20 protein-coding genes are annotated in these 19,635 nt (G+C 68.1%); 10 read left to right on the top strand and 10 right to left on the bottom strand.

Translation table 11 applies throughout. From position 1 onward, the window contains the following. Positions 1-2 precede the first annotated feature (2 nt). The 5 genes from ACZ5MJ_RS26805 (at position 3) to ACZ5MJ_RS26825 (ending at position 6,890) form a co-directional block, all read left to right on the top strand. Positions 3-1,271, top strand: coding sequence for an efflux RND transporter periplasmic adaptor subunit (locus tag ACZ5MJ_RS26805; protein ID WP_464223949.1), 1,269 nt, complete (start codon positions 3-5; stop codon positions 1,269-1,271). Between the two features lie 13 nt (positions 1,272-1,284). Next, a complete protein-coding gene (locus ACZ5MJ_RS26810; RefSeq protein ID WP_464223950.1) occupies positions 1,285-4,461 on the top strand; it encodes a CusA/CzcA family heavy metal efflux RND transporter in 3,177 nt (1,058 codons plus the stop codon). A 136-nt stretch (positions 4,462-4,597) separates the two neighbouring features. Next, positions 4,598-5,749 carry a cytochrome P450 gene (locus tag ACZ5MJ_RS26815; protein ID WP_464223951.1) on the top strand — a complete coding sequence of 384 codons (1,152 nt, stop codon included), beginning with the start codon at positions 4,598-4,600 and terminating at the stop codon, positions 5,747-5,749. 17 nt (positions 5,750-5,766) lie between these two features. Continuing rightward, on the top strand, positions 5,767-6,123 hold the full coding sequence (locus tag ACZ5MJ_RS26820) for an antibiotic biosynthesis monooxygenase family protein (protein ID WP_464223952.1): 357 nt from the start codon (positions 5,767-5,769) through the stop codon (positions 6,121-6,123). Positions 6,124-6,134: 11 nt separating this feature from the next. Beyond that, positions 6,135-6,890 (top strand): sulfite exporter TauE/SafE family protein, encoded by a 756-nt coding sequence (locus tag ACZ5MJ_RS26825; protein WP_464223954.1) that lies wholly within the window; start codon positions 6,135-6,137, stop codon positions 6,888-6,890. An 80-nt stretch (positions 6,891-6,970) separates the two neighbouring features. On the opposite strand, the gene ACZ5MJ_RS26830 is transcribed toward ACZ5MJ_RS26825, so the two are convergent. Both ACZ5MJ_RS26830 and ACZ5MJ_RS26835 read right to left on the bottom strand, forming a co-directional pair. Next, complete coding sequence (locus ACZ5MJ_RS26830) at positions 6,971-7,720, bottom strand: carbonic anhydrase (protein WP_464223955.1); 750 nt, start codon at positions 7,718-7,720, stop codon at positions 6,971-6,973. A gap of 326 nt (positions 7,721-8,046) precedes the next feature. Continuing rightward, positions 8,047-8,247, bottom strand: coding sequence for a DUF3606 domain-containing protein (locus ACZ5MJ_RS26835; RefSeq protein ID WP_464223956.1), 201 nt, complete (start codon positions 8,245-8,247; stop codon positions 8,047-8,049). A gap of 131 nt (positions 8,248-8,378) precedes the next feature. On the opposite strand from ACZ5MJ_RS26835, the gene ACZ5MJ_RS26840 reads away from it, so the two are divergent. Beyond that, positions 8,379-9,476 (top strand): extracellular catalytic domain type 1 short-chain-length polyhydroxyalkanoate depolymerase, encoded by a 1,098-nt coding sequence (locus ACZ5MJ_RS26840; protein WP_464223957.1) that lies wholly within the window; start codon positions 8,379-8,381, stop codon positions 9,474-9,476. Positions 9,477-9,498: 22 nt separating this feature from the next. Here the strand turns inward: ACZ5MJ_RS26840 and ACZ5MJ_RS26845 are convergent, their stop codons facing one another. Together ACZ5MJ_RS26845 and ACZ5MJ_RS26850 are read right to left on the bottom strand one after the other, a co-directional pair. After that, positions 9,499-9,813 carry a 2Fe-2S iron-sulfur cluster-binding protein gene (locus ACZ5MJ_RS26845; protein ID WP_464223958.1) on the bottom strand — a complete coding sequence of 105 codons (315 nt, stop codon included), beginning with the start codon at positions 9,811-9,813 and terminating at the stop codon, positions 9,499-9,501. Continuing rightward, entirely contained in the window at positions 9,806-10,423 is a 618-nt protein-coding gene (locus ACZ5MJ_RS26850) for an IMPACT family protein (RefSeq protein ID WP_432261347.1), read from the bottom strand. Before ACZ5MJ_RS26850 ends, ACZ5MJ_RS26845 begins: the two co-directional genes overlap by 8 nt. A gap of 269 nt (positions 10,424-10,692) precedes the next feature. Between ACZ5MJ_RS26850 and ACZ5MJ_RS26855 the strand changes: the two genes are divergently transcribed. From ACZ5MJ_RS26855 to cysK, 4 genes are all read left to right on the top strand, one after another. After that, positions 10,693-12,678 carry a PhoX family protein gene (locus tag ACZ5MJ_RS26855; protein WP_464223959.1) on the top strand — a complete coding sequence of 662 codons (1,986 nt, stop codon included), beginning with the start codon at positions 10,693-10,695 and terminating at the stop codon, positions 12,676-12,678. Positions 12,679-12,792: 114 nt separating this feature from the next. Then, positions 12,793-13,350, top strand: coding sequence for a GNAT family N-acetyltransferase (locus tag ACZ5MJ_RS26860; protein ID WP_464223960.1), 558 nt, complete (start codon positions 12,793-12,795; stop codon positions 13,348-13,350). Positions 13,351-13,360: 10 nt separating this feature from the next. Further along, complete coding sequence (locus ACZ5MJ_RS26865) at positions 13,361-13,978, top strand: DUF938 domain-containing protein (RefSeq protein WP_464223961.1); 618 nt, start codon at positions 13,361-13,363, stop codon at positions 13,976-13,978. Between the two features lie 243 nt (positions 13,979-14,221). Next, positions 14,222-15,139 (top strand): cysteine synthase A, encoded by a 918-nt coding sequence (cysK, locus tag ACZ5MJ_RS26870; RefSeq protein ID WP_464223962.1) that lies wholly within the window; start codon positions 14,222-14,224, stop codon positions 15,137-15,139. 36 nt (positions 15,140-15,175) lie between these two features. On the opposite strand, the gene ACZ5MJ_RS26875 is transcribed toward cysK, so the two are convergent. The 6 genes from ACZ5MJ_RS26875 to ACZ5MJ_RS26900 all read right to left on the bottom strand — a co-directional run bounded on the left by ACZ5MJ_RS26875 (position 15,176) and on the right by ACZ5MJ_RS26900 (position 19,486). Next, on the bottom strand, positions 15,176-16,312 hold the full coding sequence (locus ACZ5MJ_RS26875) for a BamA/TamA family outer membrane protein (protein ID WP_464223963.1): 1,137 nt from the start codon (positions 16,310-16,312) through the stop codon (positions 15,176-15,178). A 13-nt stretch (positions 16,313-16,325) separates the two neighbouring features. Continuing rightward, positions 16,326-17,420 (bottom strand): hypothetical protein, encoded by a 1,095-nt coding sequence (locus ACZ5MJ_RS26880; RefSeq protein ID WP_464223965.1) that lies wholly within the window; start codon positions 17,418-17,420, stop codon positions 16,326-16,328. A 158-nt stretch (positions 17,421-17,578) separates the two neighbouring features. Next, a complete protein-coding gene (locus ACZ5MJ_RS26885; RefSeq protein ID WP_464223966.1) occupies positions 17,579-18,067 on the bottom strand; it encodes a GFA family protein in 489 nt (162 codons plus the stop codon). 81 nt (positions 18,068-18,148) lie between these two features. Further along, positions 18,149-18,811, bottom strand: a complete 663-nt coding sequence (gene alkB / locus ACZ5MJ_RS26890; RefSeq protein WP_464223967.1) for a DNA oxidative demethylase AlkB — start codon at positions 18,809-18,811, stop codon at positions 18,149-18,151. 31 nt (positions 18,812-18,842) lie between these two features. Continuing rightward, complete coding sequence (locus ACZ5MJ_RS26895) at positions 18,843-19,259, bottom strand: type II toxin-antitoxin system HicB family antitoxin (protein WP_464223968.1); 417 nt, start codon at positions 19,257-19,259, stop codon at positions 18,843-18,845. 50 nt (positions 19,260-19,309) lie between these two features. Beyond that, positions 19,310-19,486, bottom strand: a complete 177-nt coding sequence (locus ACZ5MJ_RS26900) for a type II toxin-antitoxin system HicA family toxin (protein WP_464223969.1) — start codon at positions 19,484-19,486, stop codon at positions 19,310-19,312. Positions 19,487-19,635 lie beyond the last annotated feature (149 nt).

A 19,635-nucleotide genomic window follows, 5' to 3' on the forward strand; every position in this document is an offset into this window, starting at 1 on the left:
ACATGGCAATGAGCAAGCAACAACGGGCCGCCGTGGCGGCCATCCTGGTCGCGGGGCTGCTGGGCGGCGCGGCGATCCTGTTCACCGGCAAGGGCGGCAACGCCAGCGGCGAGGCCGGGCACGGGCATGCCGGGCAAGGCGACGAGTCCGAACACGGCAAGGAAGGCGAGAGGGCCGCCGCACATGCGGACGCCAGCGCCCCTGCCGCGCAGCCGGAAGCCGAAGACAAGCCGCATCTGATCGCGCTGACGCCCGCGCAGATCGAGCAGGCCGGTATCGGCGTCGCCACCGCCGCCGCGGCGCCGCTGCGCAGCAGCGTCGACTTCCCCGGCGAGATCCGCTTCAACGAAGACCGCACCGCCCACGTGGTGCCGCGCGTGGCAGGCGTGGCGCAGGCGGTGCCGGCCAACCTGGGCCAGCAGGTGCGCAAGGGCGAAGTGCTGGCGCTGATCGCCAGCACGACGCTGGCCGAGCAGCGCAGCGAACTGCTGTCGGCGCAGAAGCGCGAGGCGCTGGCGCGTGCCACCTATGCGCGCGAGAAGACGCTGTGGCAGGAGAAGATCTCCGCCGAGCAGGATTACCAGCAGGCGCGCACGGCGCTGGAGGAGGCGCAGATCGCGGTGCAGAACGCGCGGCAGAAGCTGACGGCGATCGGCGCCACGGACAACGATGCGGCCAAGGGCGGCAGCCTGAACCAGTTCGCATTGCGTGCCCCGTTTGACGGCATCGTGGTCGAGAAGCACCTGGCCCTGGGCGAAGCGGTCAAGGAAGACGCCAGCGTCTTCACCGTGTCCGACCTGAGCTCAGTGTGGGCGGAGTTTGTGGTTGCAGCCCGCGACCTCGACCAGGTCCGTGTGGGCGAAGCGGTCACGGTGCGCTCGACCGCCTCCGACACGCAGGCCGAGGGCAAGGTGTCCTACGTCGGCGCGCTGCTGGGCGAACAGACGCGCACGGCCAAGGCGCGCGTGACGCTGGCCAATCCCGGCATGGCCTGGCGCCCGGGGCTGTTCGTCACGGTCAGCGTGCTGGGCACGCCCGCGCAGGTGCCGGTGACGGTGGCGGCCGACGCGGTGCAGCAGGTCGACGGCCAGAGCGTGGTGTTCGTGGCGGTACCGGGCGGGTTTGCGGTGCAGCCGGTCAAGACCGGACGCACCGGCGGCAAGCTGGTGGAGGTGACCGAAGGCCTGCAGGCCGGCGCGCGCTACGCCACCGCCAACAGTTTCATCCTCAAGTCCGAGCTGGGCAAAGCCAGCGCCGGGCATGAGCACTGAGCGGGAGGCGCGCATGTTCGAACGCCTGATCCGCTTTGCCATCGAGCAACGCTGGCTGGTCCTGCTGGCGGTGCTGGGCATGGCCGCGCTGGGCCTGTACAGCTACACCCGGCTGCCGATCGACGCGGTGCCCGATATCACCAACGTGCAGGTGCAGATCAACACTGCCGCGCCGGGCTATTCGCCGCTGGAGACCGAGCAGCGCATCACCTATCCGGTCGAGACCGTGATGGCGGGCCTGCCGGGCCTGGAGCAGACCCGTTCGCTGTCGCGCTACGGGCTGTCGCAGGTGACGGTGATCTTCCGCGACGGCACTGATATCCACTTTGCGCGCCAGCTGGTCAACCAGCGCATCCAGGAAGCGCGCGACAAGCTGCCCGCCGGCATCACGCCGGCGATGGGCCCGATCTCGACCGGGCTGGGCGAGATCTACCTGTGGACCGTCGAGGCCGACCCCGGCGCGCGCAAGCCGGACGGCACGCCGTACACGCTGTCGGACCTGCGCGAGATCCAGGACTGGGTGATCCGCCCGCAGCTGCGCAACGTGCCCGGCGTGACCGAGGTCAATGCCATCGGCGGGCACGCGCGCGCCTACGTGGTGGCGCCCAGCCTGGAGCGCATGGCGTCGTATGGGCTGTCGCTGGCCGATGTGGTGGGCGCGCTGGAGAAGAACAACGACAACGTCGGCGCCGGCTATATCGAGCGCCGTGGCGAGCAGTACCTGGTGCGGGTGCCGGGGCAGGTGCGGTCGCTGGACGATATCCGCGACGTGATCGTCGGCACCGCGCAGGGCCAGCCGATCCGCGTGCGCGACGTGGCCACCGTGCAGACCGGCGGCGAGCTGCGCACCGGCGCGGCCACCGAGAACGGCCGCGAGGTGGTGCTGGGCACCGTGTTCATGCTGATCGGCGAGAACAGCCGCACGGTGTCGCAGGCGGTGGATCGCAAGATGGCGGAGATCAACCGCTCGCTGCCGGCGGGGGTGAAGGCCGTCACGGTGTATGACCGCACCACGCTGGTCGACAAGGCCATCGCCACGGTCAAGAAGAACCTGCTGGAAGGCGCGGTGCTGGTGATCGCCATCCTGTTCCTGTTCCTGGGCAACCTGCGCGCGGCGCTGATCACCGCGCTGGTGATCCCGCTGTCGATGCTGTTTACCTTCACGGGCATGGTGCATTACCGCATCAGCGCCAACCTGATGAGCCTGGGGGCGCTGGACTTCGGCATCATCGTCGACGGCGCCGTGGTGATCGTCGAAAACTGCGTGCGCCGGCTGGCGCATGCGCAGGAGCGCCACGGCCGGCCCCTCACGCGCAGCGAGCGCCTGCATGAAGTCTTTGCCGCGGCGTGCGAGGCGCGCCGGCCGCTGCTGTACGGGCAGCTGATCATCATGGTGGTGTACCTGCCGATCTTTGCGCTGACCGGCGTGGAGGGCAAGATGTTCCACCCGATGGCCTTCACCGTAGTGCTGGCGCTGCTGGGCGCGATGGTGTTGTCGGTGACCTTTGTGCCGGCAGCGGTGGCGCTGTTTATCGGCAACCGCGTGGCCGAGCGCGAGAACCGGCTGATGGCCTGGGCGCGCCGCCGCTACGCGGTGCTGCTGGATCGCTCGCTGGCGGCGACGCCGGTGGTGCTGACCGTTGCGGGCGTGGCGGTGGCGTTGTGCCTGGCCATTGCCACGCGGCTGGGCAGCGAGTTTGTGCCCAGCCTGAACGAAGGCGACCTGGCGATCCAGGCCCTGCGCATTCCCGGCACCAGCCTGACGCAATCGGTGGCGATGCAGCAGCAGGTGGAAACCGCGCTGAAGGCCAGGTTCCCGGAGATCGAGCGCATCTTTGCGCGCACCGGCACCGCGGAGATCGCCTCCGACCCGATGCCGCCGAATATCTCCGACGGCTACATCATGCTCAAGCCCGTGTCCGAGTGGCCCGAGCCCCGCCGCACGCGCGACGAGCTGATCGCTGCGATCCGCGATGAGGTGGGCAAGCTGCCGGGCAACAACTATGAGTTCTCGCAACCGATCCAGCTGCGCTTCAACGAGCTGATCTCGGGCGTGCGTTCGGACGTCGCGGTCAAGGTGTTCGGCGACGACAACGCCGTGCTGGAGCAGACCGCCAACCGCATCGCGGCGGTGCTGCAGGGCATCCCCGGCGCGGCCGAGGTGAAGGTCGAGCAGACCACCGGCCTGCCCATGCTGACGGTGCGGATCGACCGCAACAAGGCGGCGCGCTATGGGCTCAACCTCAGCGATATCCAGGAGGCGGTGGCGATCGGCATCGGCGGCAAGGTGTCGGGCACCTTCTTCAGCGGCGACCGGCGCTTCGATATCGTGGTGCGGCTGCCGGAGGCCGTGCGCGAGGACGTGGATGCACTGCGGCGCCTGCCGGTCCCGCTGCCGAAGGAAGCCACCGCGCGCACCAGCTATATCCCCCTGAGCGAAGTCGCCAGCGTGGAGATCGCGCCGGGCCCCAACCAGGTCTCGCGCGAGAACGGCAAGCGCCGCATCGTCGTCAGCGCCAACGTGCGCGGGCGCGATATCGGCAGCTTCGTGCCCGACGCCGAGGCGGCGATCCGCGCGCGCGTGGCGATCCCGGCGGGCTACTGGACCAGCTGGGGCGGCACCTTCGAGCAGCTGCAGTCCGCCACCGCGCGGCTGCGCGTGGTGGTGCCGCTGGCGCTGGGCCTGGTGTTCGTGCTGCTGTTCGCCATGTTCGGCAACGTCAAAGACGGGCTGCTGGTCTTCACCGGCATCCCGTTCGCGTTGACCGGCGGCATCCTCGCGCTGTGGCTGCGCGGCATCCCGCTGTCGATCTCGGCGGCGGTGGGCTTTGTCGCGCTGTGCGGCGTGGCGGTGCTCAACGGGCTGGTGATGCTGTCGTTCATCCGCTCGCTGCGCGAGGAAGGCCATGGGCTTGACGATGCCATCCGCAATGGCGCGCTGACGCGCCTGCGCCCCGTGCTGATGACGGCGCTGGTGGCATCGCTGGGCTTCGTGCCGATGGCGCTGGCTACCGGCACGGGTGCCGAGGTGCAGCGGCCGCTGGCGACGGTGGTCATCGGCGGCATCCTGTCGTCGACGGCGCTGACTTTGCTGGTGTTGCCGGTGTTGTACCGGCTGGCGCACCGCAACGATGAGCCGGCGATGGAAGCGGCGCGAGAAGAAGGGGAGTTGGCGCGAGTGGATGCTTGATGGCCGGGGCCGTGCCGCATTCGATAGTTCACGCCACCATGAATCTTTCGCCCGGGCTGCGGCGGCATGATGCGGATATGCGCCCATTGCGGCGCTGAGATCGTCACACTACCCAGCAGGTACATTTCGCGCCGCCATGACCCAGACTGACATCGCCGCCGTTGCCGAAATTGTCGGGATCGACCCGCTTAGCGCCGTCACCCATCCCGATCCGTACCCCTATTACCGGGAACTGGCCGCCAGTCGGCCCTTTTTCCGCGATGAGCGCCTCGGCCTTTGGGTGGCCGCCGGACGGCATGAAGTCGCGGCCGTACTGGCCCACCCCGACTGCCGCGTGCGACCGCCCGCGCAGCCGGTGCCGCCGTCACTGGCCGGCACCGCCGCGGGTGACTTGTTCGGCCGGCTGGTGCGCATGAACGACGGTGCCGCGCACGCGCCGCTCAAGGCCTTGCTGGTGCCGATGCTGGTGGGCATCGATCCGGACAGGGCGGCGCAACGGTCCGCGGCAATCGCGAGGATGCTCGATGCGGATGAAGACTGCCGCACCGCGATGTCGGGCGACAACGTCAACCGCTGGCTCGTCACGCTGCCCGTCGTGACGGTTGCCGACCTGCTTGGCCTGGCTGTTGCGGGAGAGCGCGGCAACGCGGCAGAAGTCGCGCAGCATGTCGCGGCGTATGCCGCGGCACAGTCGCCATTAGCCGATGGGCAGGCGGTGGCAGCCGGCGCGCGGGCCGCCCAATGGCTGGGCCAGTGGCTGGCCGACGCGGCGCCCGGCGACGGTCCGCTACCCGCCCTGCGGGAAGCCGCCCACAGCGCCGGCATCGACCCGCAGGCTGTCGCCGCCAATATCATCGGGCTGCTGGTGCAGGCTTGCGAAGCGACCGCCGCGCTGGCGGGCAGCACATTGCTGCGGCTAGGCCGAGGCGCGTCGCAGCGGGAGGCGCCGCTGGATGACGTGGTGGCGCGGGTAGCGCAGGACGATCCGCCGGTGCAGAACACGCGCCGCTTCCTGGCTGCCGATGCGCAACTGTGCGGCCACGCCGTCAAGGCGGGCGATGCGGTGCTGGTGCTGCTGGCTGCGGCGTCATGCAGCGGCCCTGCGGACGGGGAGCGGGCATGGACCTTCGGCCACGGCCGCCATGCCTGTCCCGGCGACCGGCTGGCGCAGGCGCTGGCTGCCGCCACGGTGGCGGCGCTGCGTGCGCGGGGTGCCGATCCGGTCGCGCTGGCGCGTGCGTTCCGCTATCGTCCGTCGCTGAACGCGCGCATTCCGCATTTCCTTTGATCACCCGGGAGACAACCATGATCGCCGTCATCTTCGAAGTCGAGCCCGCACCGGGCCGGCAGGACACCTATCTCGATATCGCCGCGCACGTGCGCCCGCAGCTCGAAGCCATCGACGGCTTTATCTCGGTGGAGCGTTTCCAGAGCCTGACCAATCCCAACAAGCTGCTGTCGCTGTCATTCTTCCGCGACGAGGCCGCGGTGATCGCCTGGCGCAATACGCTGGCGCATCGCCAGGCGCAGGCGGCCGGGCGCGGCGGCGTGTTTGCCGGCTACCGGCTGCGCGTGGCGCAGGTGCTGCGCGACTACGGGCTCGACGAGCGCGACGAGGCGCCGGCGGACAGCCGCGCGGTGCACGACCACAAGGCAGGCTGAGAAAGCGGGCGATGACGATGGAATCGATCGGCACCCAGGCCGCCTTTATCGGCATGACGTTCCTGCTGGCCGGGTTTGTCAAAGGCGTGGTGGGCCTGGGCTTGCCCACGGTCGCGGTGGGCATGCTGGGACTGGTGATGCCGCCCGCGCAGGCGGCGGCGCTGCTGGTGGCGCCATCGATGGTGACCAACGTGGTGCAGCTGTTCAGCGGCCCGCGCTTCGGCCTGCTGGTGCAGCGGCTGTGGCCGATGCTGCTGGCGATCTGCGCCGGCACCTGGCTGTGCGCGGCGCTGGTGCCCGCCGGCATGATGACGCATGCGACCTCAGCGCTGGGCGTTGCGCTGGTGCTGTACGCGGTGGTCGGGCTGGCGGCGGTCAAGCTGACGGTGCCGGCTCGGGCGGAGTGGTGGCTCGGCCCGCTGGTCGGACTTGTCACGGGTGGCATCACCGCGGTGACCGGGGTGTTCGTGATCCCGGCCGTGCCCTACCTGCAGGGACTCGGGCAGGACAAGGAAAGCCTGGTGCAGGCGCTGGGCCTGTCGTTCACGGTGTCGACCATCGCGCTGGGAGTGAGCCTGGCGATGGGCGGGTCGCTGCAGCACATGCCGGTGCTGGGCGCCTCGGCGCTGGCACTGGTGCCGGCGCTCGGCGGCATGTTCCTGGGCCAGTGGCTGCGCCACCGGATCAGCGCCGAGCGCTTTCGCAAGCTGTTCTTCTGCGGGCTGCTGGTGCTGGGCGGTGAGCTGGCGATGCGGGGGTTGTCGTAACGTTGCTGCGGGTTTGCTCCCCTCTCCCGCTTGCGGGAGAGGGGGCACACCTTCGGTGATGTCCTGTCTGGCGCAATCCCTTAGCGACTCGCCCGCACCGTACGTCCGTTCAGCGGCTGTACCGGGCGCGCGTTCATCGGATACAGCGCGCGGAACGCCGCCAATTGCGCCGGCGATACTTCCACCGGGGTCTTCAGCACCTGCCAGCGCACGTCCTCGCTGCACGGCGGCGTCGTCAGCGAACCGGTGAAGGCCCAGTACGCCTGGCTTGCCGGCAGCACGGCTGCCACATCCAGCGGCGCGGCCAGTTCGCGCGACTCGCCGGCCTTGGCCGGCAGGCTGGCAAAGACAGGCTTCAGCGCCGCGTTCTCGCGGCCGGACTTGAACAGCACGGCCACCACCGCCAGCTTGCCTTCGGCATTCTGGTGCACCAGATGCGCCACCAGCGGATAGGTCTTGCCGTTGATCTTTTCTTCGCTGGGCGTGTGGAAGTGGAACTGCAGCAGCTTGTAGGGCACGCCGTCCAGTTCGATCTGTCCAGCGGCGGGCAGGTTGACCTGCACCGTATGGCCGTTGTTGACCACGGTGCCGGGCGCGGCGGCGTAGCCAAAGCCGATCGGCTTCAGGTCCGCGGCCCGGGCCTTGCCGGTGCGGATATCGATGGGCGACTGGTGCTTGCCCAGCGCGCAGGTCTTGTAGTCCTGGTCCAGCTCGGCCCAGTGGCTGGTGCCGGTTGGTCCCGTGTAGCTCCAGTGCGGGTCATTGCCGGCCCACGCGGCAGGTGCAAGCAAGGTGGCGCAAAGCGTGAAAATCGGCAGCCTGTAGTTCATTGTCGATGTGTCCTGGTGTTGGCAACCCCTTGTTTTCCGACATGGTGTTATCAAGCTGTCCCAGTCTTGAGTGCCGGGTCGTTGCCCGGGCCGGAAATCATGCAGCAAAACTGCCGTCCGGCGAATAAGGTATTGCTGAACTCCGGTCTGCACTGCGTTTAACAGGAGTATGGACTGCATGCACGCTGGCGATTGATGCGTGCTGCGCATGCCGTCATGGAGGGGACACAATGCGGACATCTCACGTGGCGCGCTGGGGGCGCAGGGCGCCACAGACATCCCCACCCAGGCGGGGATGCCTGCCTGCCACCTTTAGTCTCGGGATTTCAGCCAGGCCGCGCGCCGGCCTGTTTCGACTCCAGTTGCGCACGCACCGCGGAGATATGATCGCCTGCTTCATCGACGGCGCTTTCCAGGTCGCTGGTGCTGCAGCCCAGCTCCCGGCACCAGTACTGCACTTCAAGCGGATCCATCAGGTTGATGCGGCCCGGATCCAGGGGCCTGAACTCGCTTGTCACATGGCTCATGCTTGCCTCCTGTCCGTGTCTCGGCGCGACACAGCCCTTGCATTGTAGGCAGTCATCCGGCGCGCGTTGCATCAAGGTGTGTCTGCCGCAGGCATATGATGTAGCGGTTACCCACGCCGACAGGATGCCGCATGCCCCGCTCACCCGGCGCGAAACTCTGGTCCACGCTGAACCAGGCCGCGGCCCGCAATGCGCGCCAGGTGCAGCGCGCCGTCAACAAGAACCTGACCGGGCCGATGACGGAGGCCATGGTGCGCAACGCGGTGAAGCAATCGGCTGCGGTCACGGCCGCCACGCAGCGCGCGCTGTCGGGCGTGGTATCGCCGGTGCAGGCGCCGCAAAGCCGTGGCAACGGCCGCTGGGAGGAGGGTGCCTGGGGCACTCCGCTGGCACCGCGCCGCTACCGCATCTTCGTGCCGGCTGGCGTCACTGCGTCGCGGCGCGCCCCGCTGCTGGTGCTGCTGCACGGCTGCGGCCAGGACGCCGCCAGCTTTGCCGCGGTCACGCGCGCGGCAGCGGTGGCGCGCGAATCAGGCTGGGTGGTGTTGTTGCCCGAGCAGACCTCGCAGGCCAATGCCCAGCGCTGTTGGAACTGGTTCCGGCCCGCCGCGCAGGGTGGCATCGAGGCTGGGCTGCTGATGGCACTGATCGACCAGGCCTGCCGCCGCCATCCGGTTGCCGCGGACCGCATCAGCGTGCTGGGGCTGTCCGCGGGCGGCGCGATGGCGCTGATGCTGGGGCTGCGCTATCCGGAGCGCTTTGCCGCGGTCGGCTCGCACTCCGGCGCGGCGCCCTGGAGCGCCGCCAATGCCGCGCAGGCGGCGCGCGCCATGCGCGGGCAGCGCGGACCCGATGCCAAGGCCATGCAGGCGCTGCGGTCCGGGCTGGCCGGGCGCCGCCCGCCGCCGTTGCTGCTGCTGCATGGCGATGCCGACCACGTGGTCGACTTCAGCAACGCCACCGCCGCGGCCGGCATGTGGATGCACCTGCAGCCGGAAGATGCGCACCCGCTGTCCGCGGTGCCGGCACGGCGTATCCAGCGCGGCATGCGCCGTGCCATGGATGTGTTCGACTGGACCGAGGGCAAGTCGCCCTACCTGCGCCTGGTGCGGGTGGAAGGACTGGGCCACGCGTGGAGCGGCGGGGCCGGCGGGCAGGCGTTTTCGGATCCGGCGGGGCCGGATGGATTGAAGCTGGCGTTGCGGTTTTTTCTGGCGGTTGGGGGGTAAGGGCCGGCGAATAAGACTATCTTCAGGCCAAACTGACAGGCTCAAACACCACATCACTCGCCGGACAAGCCACACAAGGCAGGATCAGCCCCTCTTCCTTCTCATCCAGACTCAACCCCGGCCATTCGATCCGGTAGCGGATCGTCCCCGCATGCAACCGGCTGGCGCAGGCGCGGCAGGTGCCGTTGCGGCAGGAGTTGGGCAGCGGCACGCCTTCAAGCAGTGCGGCTTCCAGCAGGCTCTGCCCGGCCGGCGCGGCGAAGCGGGTGTCTCCCGGCAGCACGTGCGCCGTGAATTCGGTGCTGTCGTCCGGCAGGGTCGGAGCGTGCTCAGCCATGCGTCTCATCCTCCGCTTCCGGAAACTGAGCGCGCCCATGGGTCGCATCCCGCAGTGCGTCGCGCGCGGCGTCCAGTTGTGTCGCGGGCATGCGCAGGACCAGCGTGGCCAGCGCGCCGTAGGCGGTGTCGGCCAGGGTGCAGCCCGGTTGCGCCTCATAGTCCAGCCAGCGGCGCACGCGCGGTTCATCGGCATAGTCCACGGCCACCGTCAGGGTGCCGTAGGCGATGCGTTCCACGCGCTCGGCGGTTTTCAGCGCTGCCGCTATGGCGTCGGTGTAAGCGCGCACCAACCCGCCAGCCCCCAGTTTGACGCCACCGTAATAGCGCACCACGGCCGCCAGCACGCCGTCAAGGTCGTGGTGGCGCAGCACTTCCAGGATTGGCCGTCCCGCCGTGCCAGAGGGTTCGCCATCGTCGGACATGCCCGAGGCGCCGCCGGCCAGCAGCGCCCAGCAGACGTGGGTGGCGGTCGGGTGTTCGGCCCGCAGCGCCTGCAGCGCCGCCATGGCGGCGTCGCGGTCGGCAACGGGCCGCGCCAGCGCCAGGAAGCGGCTCTTGCGGATCTCGATCTCGGCGTGAACGGGGGCGGCTAGCGTGTAGGTGGGCAAGCGAAGAGGCTGAAAGCTGGGGCAGGGATCCGCGCCTGTCAGGCCGCGGCAAGGCAAACGGGGAGTGTACCGCAGCGGGCCCGGCGGCCCAGGCAGGGTGAATGTCTTATGTAGTCAACATGCTGTCACAAACCGAGGATACGATCCGCTCCGGTTGTGCGCAATGCCGCCCGCCGCCCGCCTGTGCCAACAGGTGCCCGGTCCCGCCAGCGGGAGCGGCGCAAATACGCAGTGAACAACAGACCCCTTCCTCATCCCGGATCGAGAACATGCTTGAACAACCCAATGTTGGCCGCCGCAAGGCCCTGAAGATCCTGGCCGGCGCGCCGATGCTGCCGCTTGGCCTGGCCTCCGTCGGTCTGGTGGCAGGCTGCGGCGGTGGCGACGACGCCGTCGCCGCGCCCGTTCCGCCGGCCCAGGCCGCCACCTTTACCACCGCCGAATTCGTTGGCATGAGCGCGCCGACGCTGGCCGCGCCGGACGCCATGGCGTCCACCACGGTGGGCTCCAGCCTCAAGGTGTCGTTCAGCGACGGCAGCAGCCAGACCTACAAGCTGGCTTTCCAGCCGTTCTTCATCACCGGCGACAGCGTGCCGGACGGCAAGGGCGGCACCACTCTGGCCGGCGGCTACTACGACATCAACAACAAGCCGATCATCGACACCTCCGTGGCCGGCAAGGAACGCCAGTTCTTCTCCGATGCACCGGACGGCAGCTCGCTGCTGACGCTGGCCAACCCGACCGTTCCGGGCGTCAAGGGCAAGACGGTGTTCGCGGTGGTGCAGTTCGAATACACCACGCGCAACCAGGGCAATGCCAGCATGTACGGCCTGCTGCCGTCGCCGATCGCGGTGGTGACGCTGGACCAGGACCCGGCCACCGGCAAGCTGACTCCGGTCAAGTACCACAACGTCGACACCTCGGGCGTCAACGGCCTGTGGATCACCTGCGGCGCCAGCCTGTCGCCGTGGAACACCCATCTGTCGAGCGAAGAGTACGAGACCGACATGATGGACGCCAACGCGGTCAAGCAACTGCAGGGCTACAGCCAGAACCTGTACGGCGATCCGGCCCGCGCCAACGCCTACAATTACGGCCACCTGCCCGAAGTCACGGTCAACCCGGACGGCACCGGCTCCATCAAGAAGCACTACTGCCTGGGCCGCATCTCGCATGAGCTGGTGCAGGTCATGCCCGACGAGCGCACCGTGCTGATGGGCGACGATGCCACCAACGGCGGCCTGTTCCTGTTTATCGCCGACCGCGCCCGCGACCTGTCCTCCGGCACGCTGTACGTGGCCAAGTGGAACCAGACTTCGGGCGTGGGCCCGGGCAGCGCCACGCTGTCGTGGATCAGGCTGGGCAGCGCGACCAGCGCCGAAATCCGCGCGCTGGTCGATGGCGGCATCAAGCTCGCCAACATCATGGACGTCAAGACCGCCGACCCGGCCGACGCCAGCTACACCCGCATCCTCTACAACGGCAAGCCGAACTGGGTGAAGCTGATGCCGGGCATGGAAAAGGCCGCGGCGTTCCTGGAAACCCACCGCTACGCCGCGCTGGTCGGCGGCAGCCTGGGCTTCACCAAGATGGAAGGCACCACCGTCAACATCAAGGACAAGAAGGCCTATTCGGCGATGTCCCGCATCGAGTCGAGCATGCTCAAGGGCAATGCCGCCAACGCCGGCGATATCCAGGTGGAAGGCCCTTACTCCGGCGCGGTCTATGAGCTGAACCTGAAGGGCGGCCAGGCCGACAAGACCGGCACGGCCATCAGCAGCGAATGGGTGCCGGTCGACATGGCCGCCGTGCCCGCGCTGATCAGCGAAGACCTGGGCGGCGGCAAGATGAAGCAGCAGGACGCGCTGGGCAACTTTGCCAACCCCGACAAGATCGCCACGCCGGACAACCTGAAGTTCTCGGAGAAGCTGCGCACGCTGTTTGTGGGCGAGGACAGCAACACCCACGTCAACAACTTCCTGTGGGCCTACAACGTCGACACCAAGGTGCTCAGCCGCGTGCTGTCGTGCCCGGTCGGCGCCGAATCCACGGGCCTGCATGCGGTGGACGAGATCAACGGCTGGACCTATGTGATGAGCAGCTTCCAGCACGCCGGTGACTGGGAGACGCCGCTGCACGACATCGTGAAGGCACAGCTGGATCCGCTGGTGCGCGCCAGGTACAAGGACCGTTTCGGTGCTGCAGTGGGCTACCTGACGGCCGATCCGACCGGCGTCAAGCTGGCCAAGGCCTGATACGCGCCGCGGTTAGTGCGCGGATGACGGCGGCGGGCTTCGGCCCGCCGTTCTCATTGCGGCGCGATCGTTTAACATGGCAGGTCCGGCATCATGCCAACCTTGCTGCCAGTCATGCCTGATCAGCATCCGAATTTCCGCTCCGCGCGCCTCACCCTGCTGCCCTTTCGTGGCGACGACGCGATCGAGGCATTCCCCTGCATCACCCCGACCCTCGCCCGGTTCATGGACTGGGAGCCGGCGCCATCGCTGCGGGCATTCGAAGCGGTCTGGCAAGGATGGCTGGTCAGCATGGCTGGCGGCTCGGAGTACGTCTTCACCATCCGTCGTGCCGATGACGGCCTGTTCCTGGGGCTGGCCGGCCTCCATCATGCCGACACGGCCGCGCCAGAGCTTGGCATCTGGATCCGCGAGGACTGCCACGGCCATGCATACGGCAGGGAGGCCGTGACAGCGGTGGCGGACTGGGCGCTGGCCAACCTTTCGCCATCGCACCTGGTCTATCCCGTGGCCGAACAGAACTGGCCTAGCCGCCGTATTGCCGAATCGCTGGGTGGCGTGCTCGTGGGGCAAACCACGACGCCCAAGTACGAGCGCCTGATCTACCGTATCCCGGCGCGCGGCGCCGCCCCGCGTGCCGATTCTGCTACGCTAGGCGCTTTCCCCCGCTGAGCATGCCATCATGACCGGCTCGACCCACGACCCCGACGCACGCCGCATGGCGCCCGCCACCGAGCGCAACCGCGAGCCTATCCTGGCGGTATTGCGCAACGTCCTGCCCGCGAGTGGCACGGTGCTGGAAATTGCCAGCGGCACCGGCCAGCACGCCGCACACTTCGCGGCGGCGCTGCCCGGGCTGACCTGGCAGCCGAGCGATCCGGAAGCCGCCGCGCGCGCGTCGATCGCCGCGTGGACCGCGCATGCCGGCCTGGCCAATGTGCGCGCACCGCTGGCGCTGGATGTCTGCCGCCAGCCGTGGGGCATCGACGCCGCCGATGCGGTGGTGTGCATCAACATGATCCATATCGCCCCGTGGGCCGCGGCCGAGGCGCTCTTTGACGGCGCCGGCAAGCTGCTGGGTCCGGGCGGCGTGCTGTTCCTGTACGGCCCCTATCGCCGCGGCGGCGCGCACACCGCGCCCAGCAACGCGGCCTTCGACGCGCAGCTGCGCGCCACCGATGCCGACTGGGGCGTGCGCGACATGGAAGCGGTGATCGCGCTGGGCGAGGCGCAGGGCATGCGCTGCGACGAGCCGGTGCCGATGCCGGCCAACAACTTCTGCCTGGTGTTCCGCAAGTAAGCTGCTGCGCGCTTTCAGTATTGCCAGAAGCCGATCGGCACAACGGGCGCGATCATCCCCAGCGCGGTGGGCAAGGCGGGGGATTTCAGGCCGGATTCCGGAGAAAGCGGGGGCAAGGCGGGGCGGCCTCAATCATATGCGGGCAGCCCGGCGGGCGCTTTGCACTAAAATCGCCCGGTCATTCGATCCTGCGGTGCCGCTGCCTTCCCGGCTGGCCGCACCGCGCCCGCCCCGGAGAACACGATGAAGGTCCAGAACATCCTGCAGACGATCGGCAATACCCCGCATATCCGCATCAACCGCCTGTTTGGCAACGGGCACGAGGTGTGGATCAAGTCCGAGCGCAGCAATCCCGGCGCCTCGATCAAGGACCGCATCGCGCTGTCGATGGTGGAAGACGCCGAGCGCCGCGGCGTGCTCAAGCCGGGCGGCACCATCATCGAGCCGACCTCGGGCAACACCGGCATCGGCCTGGCCATGGTGGCCGCGGTCAAGGGCTACAAGCTGGTGCTGGTGATGCCGGACAGCATGTCGGTGGAGCGCCGCCGCCTGATGCTGGCCTATGGCGCCACCTTTGACCTGACCCCGCGCGAGAAGGGCATGAAGGGCGCGATCGCGCGCGCCGAGGAACTGGTTGCCGCCACTCCGGGCGCATGGATGCCGCAGCAGTTCGAGAACCCGGCCAATGTCGACGTGCACGTGCGCACCACCGCGCAGGAAATCCTGAACGACTTCCCCGAGGGGCTGGACGTGCTGATCACCGGCGTCGGCACCGGCGGCCACCTGACGGGCTGCGCCCGCGTGCTCAAGGACAAGTGGCCGCAACTGAAGGTGTTCGGCGTCGAGCCGGTGGCCTCGCCCGTGATCTCCGGCGGCGCGCCGGCGCCGCACCCGATCCAGGGCATCGGCGCGGGCTTTATCCCGAAGAACCTTGATACGTCCTTGCTCGACGGCGTGATCCAGGTCGATGCCGAGCCCGCGCGCGAGATGGCGCGCCGCTGCGCGCGCGAGGAAGGCATCCTGGTCGGCATCTCGTCCGGCGCCACGCTGGCCGCGATCGCGCAGAAGCTGCCCGAGCTGCACGCCAGCGCGCGCGTGCTGGGCTTCAACTACGACACCGGCGAGCGCTACCTGACGGTTGAAGGGTTCCTGCCCGCGTAAGCGGGCGCAAGCGCCCGGACCTTGCGGCCCGGGCGCTCAGAACGCTTCATTGATCTGGAAGTAGACGCCGCGCGTTTGCCGCCCGAAGCCGGCATCGAGCCGCACATTGACGCGCGGCTTGAATTCGAAGCGGTAGCCGATGCCCGCATTGGGCAGCCAGTGCGCCGAGGCCAGGTCACCCGGCTTGGGCGCAATCGCCCCGGTGCCGGCCCAGAACACCACCCCCTGCCGGCCGGCAATATGCATCCGGTATTCCACCTGCGCTTCGATCACGTTGCGGTCGCGGTACTGCCCCAGGAAATAGCCGCGCATGCGCTTGTTGTCGCCGAGCTGCGACAGCATGTTCCACGGCACGTCGCCCCAGCTGAAGCGGCCATGGATGTCGAAGGCCAGCACATCGCGCTCGCGCATCTGGTAATAGCGGTTGTAGGACCACTCCAGCGTCTCGAAATCGGTATTGCTGCCCAGCCCGCGCCGGTACACCGCCGCATTGGCGATCAGCGCCTGGCCGGAATAGGGGTTGGGCAGGAAGTCGCGCGTGTCGTACGAGAAATGCGCGGTCACGCCTGAGCTGAACACGTGCGGCCCGTTGGGGTCGGTGGCCAGCGCGCTGGCGGCGCCGCGCTGCAGGCTGTTGGCGTCGTCATTCTGCACCGAGATGCCGGCGCCGATGTAGGTGTTGGGACGCACGCGCATCAGCATGCGCGGCTGCAGGAAGAACTCGCGCCGGGTGTAGCCCTCTTTGTTGGCATCATTGACGGCGCGGTCATAGCCGACTCCCCAATAGGAGGTTGGCATATTGACCACCGCGCCGGTGATCGCGAAGCGGTAGCTGTCATCGGCAAGGAAGGTGGTGTTGTCCACGCCCAGCCCGATGGCGCCGCGGGTGGTGACAAAGCCGTGCAGGTTAAGGGTGGAGATCTGCGTGCCGGGCGCTGCATGGGTGGGCTTGTACAGCCCGATCGCCGCCATGCCGATGCCAAGCCCCATCTCCGGGTTGTAGAACGGCCCGGGCAGCACGCCCCAGTCCATGCCGTGGCTCAGGTCCACCTGCCTGGACGCGCCAAGCCTGGTCAGCAGCCGGTCCATCCAGCCCGGCTCGTCGGCGCGCGCCGGGACGCAAGCGCAGAACAGGGCGAGGGTGGCGGCAAGGCGGCGGAGCGTTTCGGACATGGTGTTGCCTGCGTCAGAAGCGGAGGAATCCGGTAGCGATCACGTTGTTGCGGTTGTAGCCGTAGCCGACTTCCACCAGCAGCCCCACGTACTTGTTGACGGTCCAGTTCATGCCGACCGAGCCGCTCCAGGCGCCCACCGCCTTCTCATCGATCTTGTAGTTCAGCCGCTGCGTCTGGCCGGTGCCCGGCACCGGCACGTCGAAATGCCCGGCGATGCTGGCATGGGTCTGGAACCATGTCGCGCCGACGTAAGGCGTCAGCACGCCGAAGCGGCCCAGGCGGAAGTTCCAGCCCAAGCGAGGGCCAATATTGATCGACTTGACCGGCGTTTCGGACATGGAGATGTCGGACACGGTGAACGTCACCGGCAGCGAGAAGAACAGATCGCCATAGCTGCCCACCAGCGTGAAGCCGGCGCCGTACGAGTGTCCGCTGTAGCTGGCACGCTGCGTCGGCAGCCGGATCGGCTTGCCGCAATCCGGGCGCGGCCGGCGTCCGCCGCAACCGATATCGATGCCGAAGAAGCGCTCCAGGTCGGTCAGCGAAGAAAAGCTGATGCCGATATTGCCGCTGCCCCCCACCGTGCCGAGCATTCCATAGACGTTCATGAATGGAAACAGCCACGCGCCCACCTGGACCTGGTTCGAGGTATTGCGAATGCGCGACTGGTCGAAGCGCACGAAATCCGCACCGCGCAGCGGCGCGCTGCCCGCCGATACGCTCAGTCCGCTGAGCTGGTAACGCTGTTGCCCGGCGAAATACGAATAGCCGATGTCGTAGGGATTGGGCAGGTCATAACCCTTGTCGATCACGCGCTGGGCAAAGAACGGCAGCGCGCGGTCCCATTGGCGCGGTGTAGCGCTGGCGGGTTCGCCGCTGTCAGGCTGCGCCGGCGGCCCGACGTAGCCGCGGTAGGGCCCCGTCGAGGGTCTGCTGGCCGGCACCGCGCTGGTGGTAGCCGTGGCTTCACCGCCGTTGCCGGCCACCCACGCCAGCGCGGCCACGGGCATGCACCACAGCACGGCAGGCAGCAGCGCGGCGATGCCGGCGCAGCGTGCCGGTTGGATGCGGCGCTTCCTGGCTGCCCCGTCTGCGCCTTGCGCCATGGCTTTCCCTGGCTTGTTCTTTGTGGTCGTTGCCAGAAGATACTGGTGCGCGCCGCGCGAGGCAATGCGTGCGGCGCGCAAACCGTCGCATCTGCCGCTTCAGGAAGAAAGACTAAGATCTCTCGATGAAAACGTTCATATCGCGAACCCCGACCGGTTCAGCGCGACAACAAGCCGTGCCGCTTGTGCCAGTCCGCCAGCGATTCATCCGGCCACGTGTCGCAGTGCACATGGCCTTTGCCCCTGGGCACATCCACCCACGATGCGGCAGAATCCAGCGCAGCCTCCACTACCTCCGGGGGGCGCGGCAGCGGCGTGTCGATGGCCGATGCATGCGGATGCACCAGATGGGGCCAGCGCGGGTCCCACAGCCACAGTGCGCTGCCGCACTTCACGCAGAAGTGCCGCTGCGCGGGCGATCGCCGCGCGCGCTTGCCGGGTTCGCGCAGCACCGCGTGATAGATACCCAGGTGCTTGCGTCCGCGCACGCGCAGCGTGGCGGCGTCGCCGCCGAGGTTGATCGCATAGCCGCCGCTCCCCGCGGTCTTGCGGCAGATCGAGCAATGGCAATGCATATAGGGATAGGGTGAATCGGACTCGAGCGAGAAGTGGATCGCGCCGCAATGACAGGAGCCGTCGAGATGCATGGAGAGGGCCTTTGCTCGGTGGCGTTCAGGACAGTCCATTGACTGTAGAAAACCCCCGGCAAAGTGCCAAGGTGGCGATGGTTACAGCGCCTTGCGGAACGTCAGGTTGATGCGCAGCCGTCCCAGCAACGGATGATCGCCATCGGCCAGTGGCGCCACGCCGTGGAAGGCCAGCCGAGACGGCCCGCCCCACACCACCACGTCCCCGTGCGCCAGCCGTATCCGCTGCGGCTTGTCCGCGCGGCGCATGCCACCGAACAGGAACACCGCGGGCAGCCCCAGCGAGACCGAGACGATGGGCGCGCCATAGTCCCGCTCGTCGCGGTCCTGGTGCAGTGAGAGCCGGGTGCCGGGCGCATAGCGGTTGATCAGGCAGGCATCCGGCTCGAAGCCGGCAAAGCCCGCTTGCGCCGCGGCGGAGGCGGCCAGCTGCCGGAAACTCGCCGGCATCTCCGGCCACGGGTTTGCGCTCAGCGGATCGATCGGGTCATAGCGATAGCCGCGCGCATCGGAGACCCAGCCGACAGCGCCGCAGTTGGTCATCGCCACCGACATCTTCAGGCCGCCGGGAGTGACCATGTGCCGCCAGGGAGCCATGGCAATGACAGCCTGGACGTCGGCCAGCAGCACTTCGGCATCGGGCCGGGCCGCGCCGCGCAGGACTGCCGCGCCGTCGGCGAGGGGCTCGACGGCGGGAGTGGCAGGGCCGCTCGGTGGCAGGTCGTCGAACAGGTCGAAAGTCATGGAGTGAGAGATTGCGGGCGCCCAGGGGCGGTCAGGCGACCGTCAGTTCCAGCCGCTTCCCCAGCGCCCGGAAGGCGGCCTCGATCGTATCGATTTTGGTCGCATGGTCCAGGTTGACGATACGCTGTACCTCTTGCTTGCGTGTATGCAGCCGGCGCGCCAGTTCGGCCTGCGTCACGCCCTGCGCGATCATCTCGTTGAGCAGCAGCACCTTCGCGGACACGCTGGCCGGTAGTTCAACCAGATGCTGGCCGCGCTTTGCCTTCGACGGCAGCGGCACCGGTCGGCCATCTTCGAAATAGAACTCCATGGCCGTGGCGAGCGCATCGGCGGCCATCTCGCGGGCTTGCTTGATGGTGTCGCCGCTGGTCAGGGCTTCCGGAATATCGGGAAACGACACGACAAAGCCATTGCCATCCGGGACGATATTGGCGGGGAAACGCAGCATATTGGGACTCCGTTAACGACAAGGGCACGTCTGGGCGTGAGATTGGAGATTCATGACAGGCCGAGTTGCTTGAGAATCGCCTTGCGCAACCCCTCCCGGATCTCATGGCTGGGATGCCGTGGCAGCGTGGACTGCCTGCCATTGAGATATACCCTCACATGCTTCGCGCCTTCACTGAAGGTCGCGCCCTGCCCGGCGAGCCATCGCCGGAATTCGCTCTGCTTCACCCGGATTCTCCTGCACCTCAGGGGAGATCAAGGGTAAGCAAAAATGTTTACTGATTCTAGCAGCAATCTGTTAACTCTGGTTGCAGGATTGTGAGGAAATGCACGATTCCCGGAACGGGTGCGCAATGTAGCGTGCCGGTCTTCGACAT

This window comes from Cupriavidus sp. LA-1 (assembly GCF_055385985.1).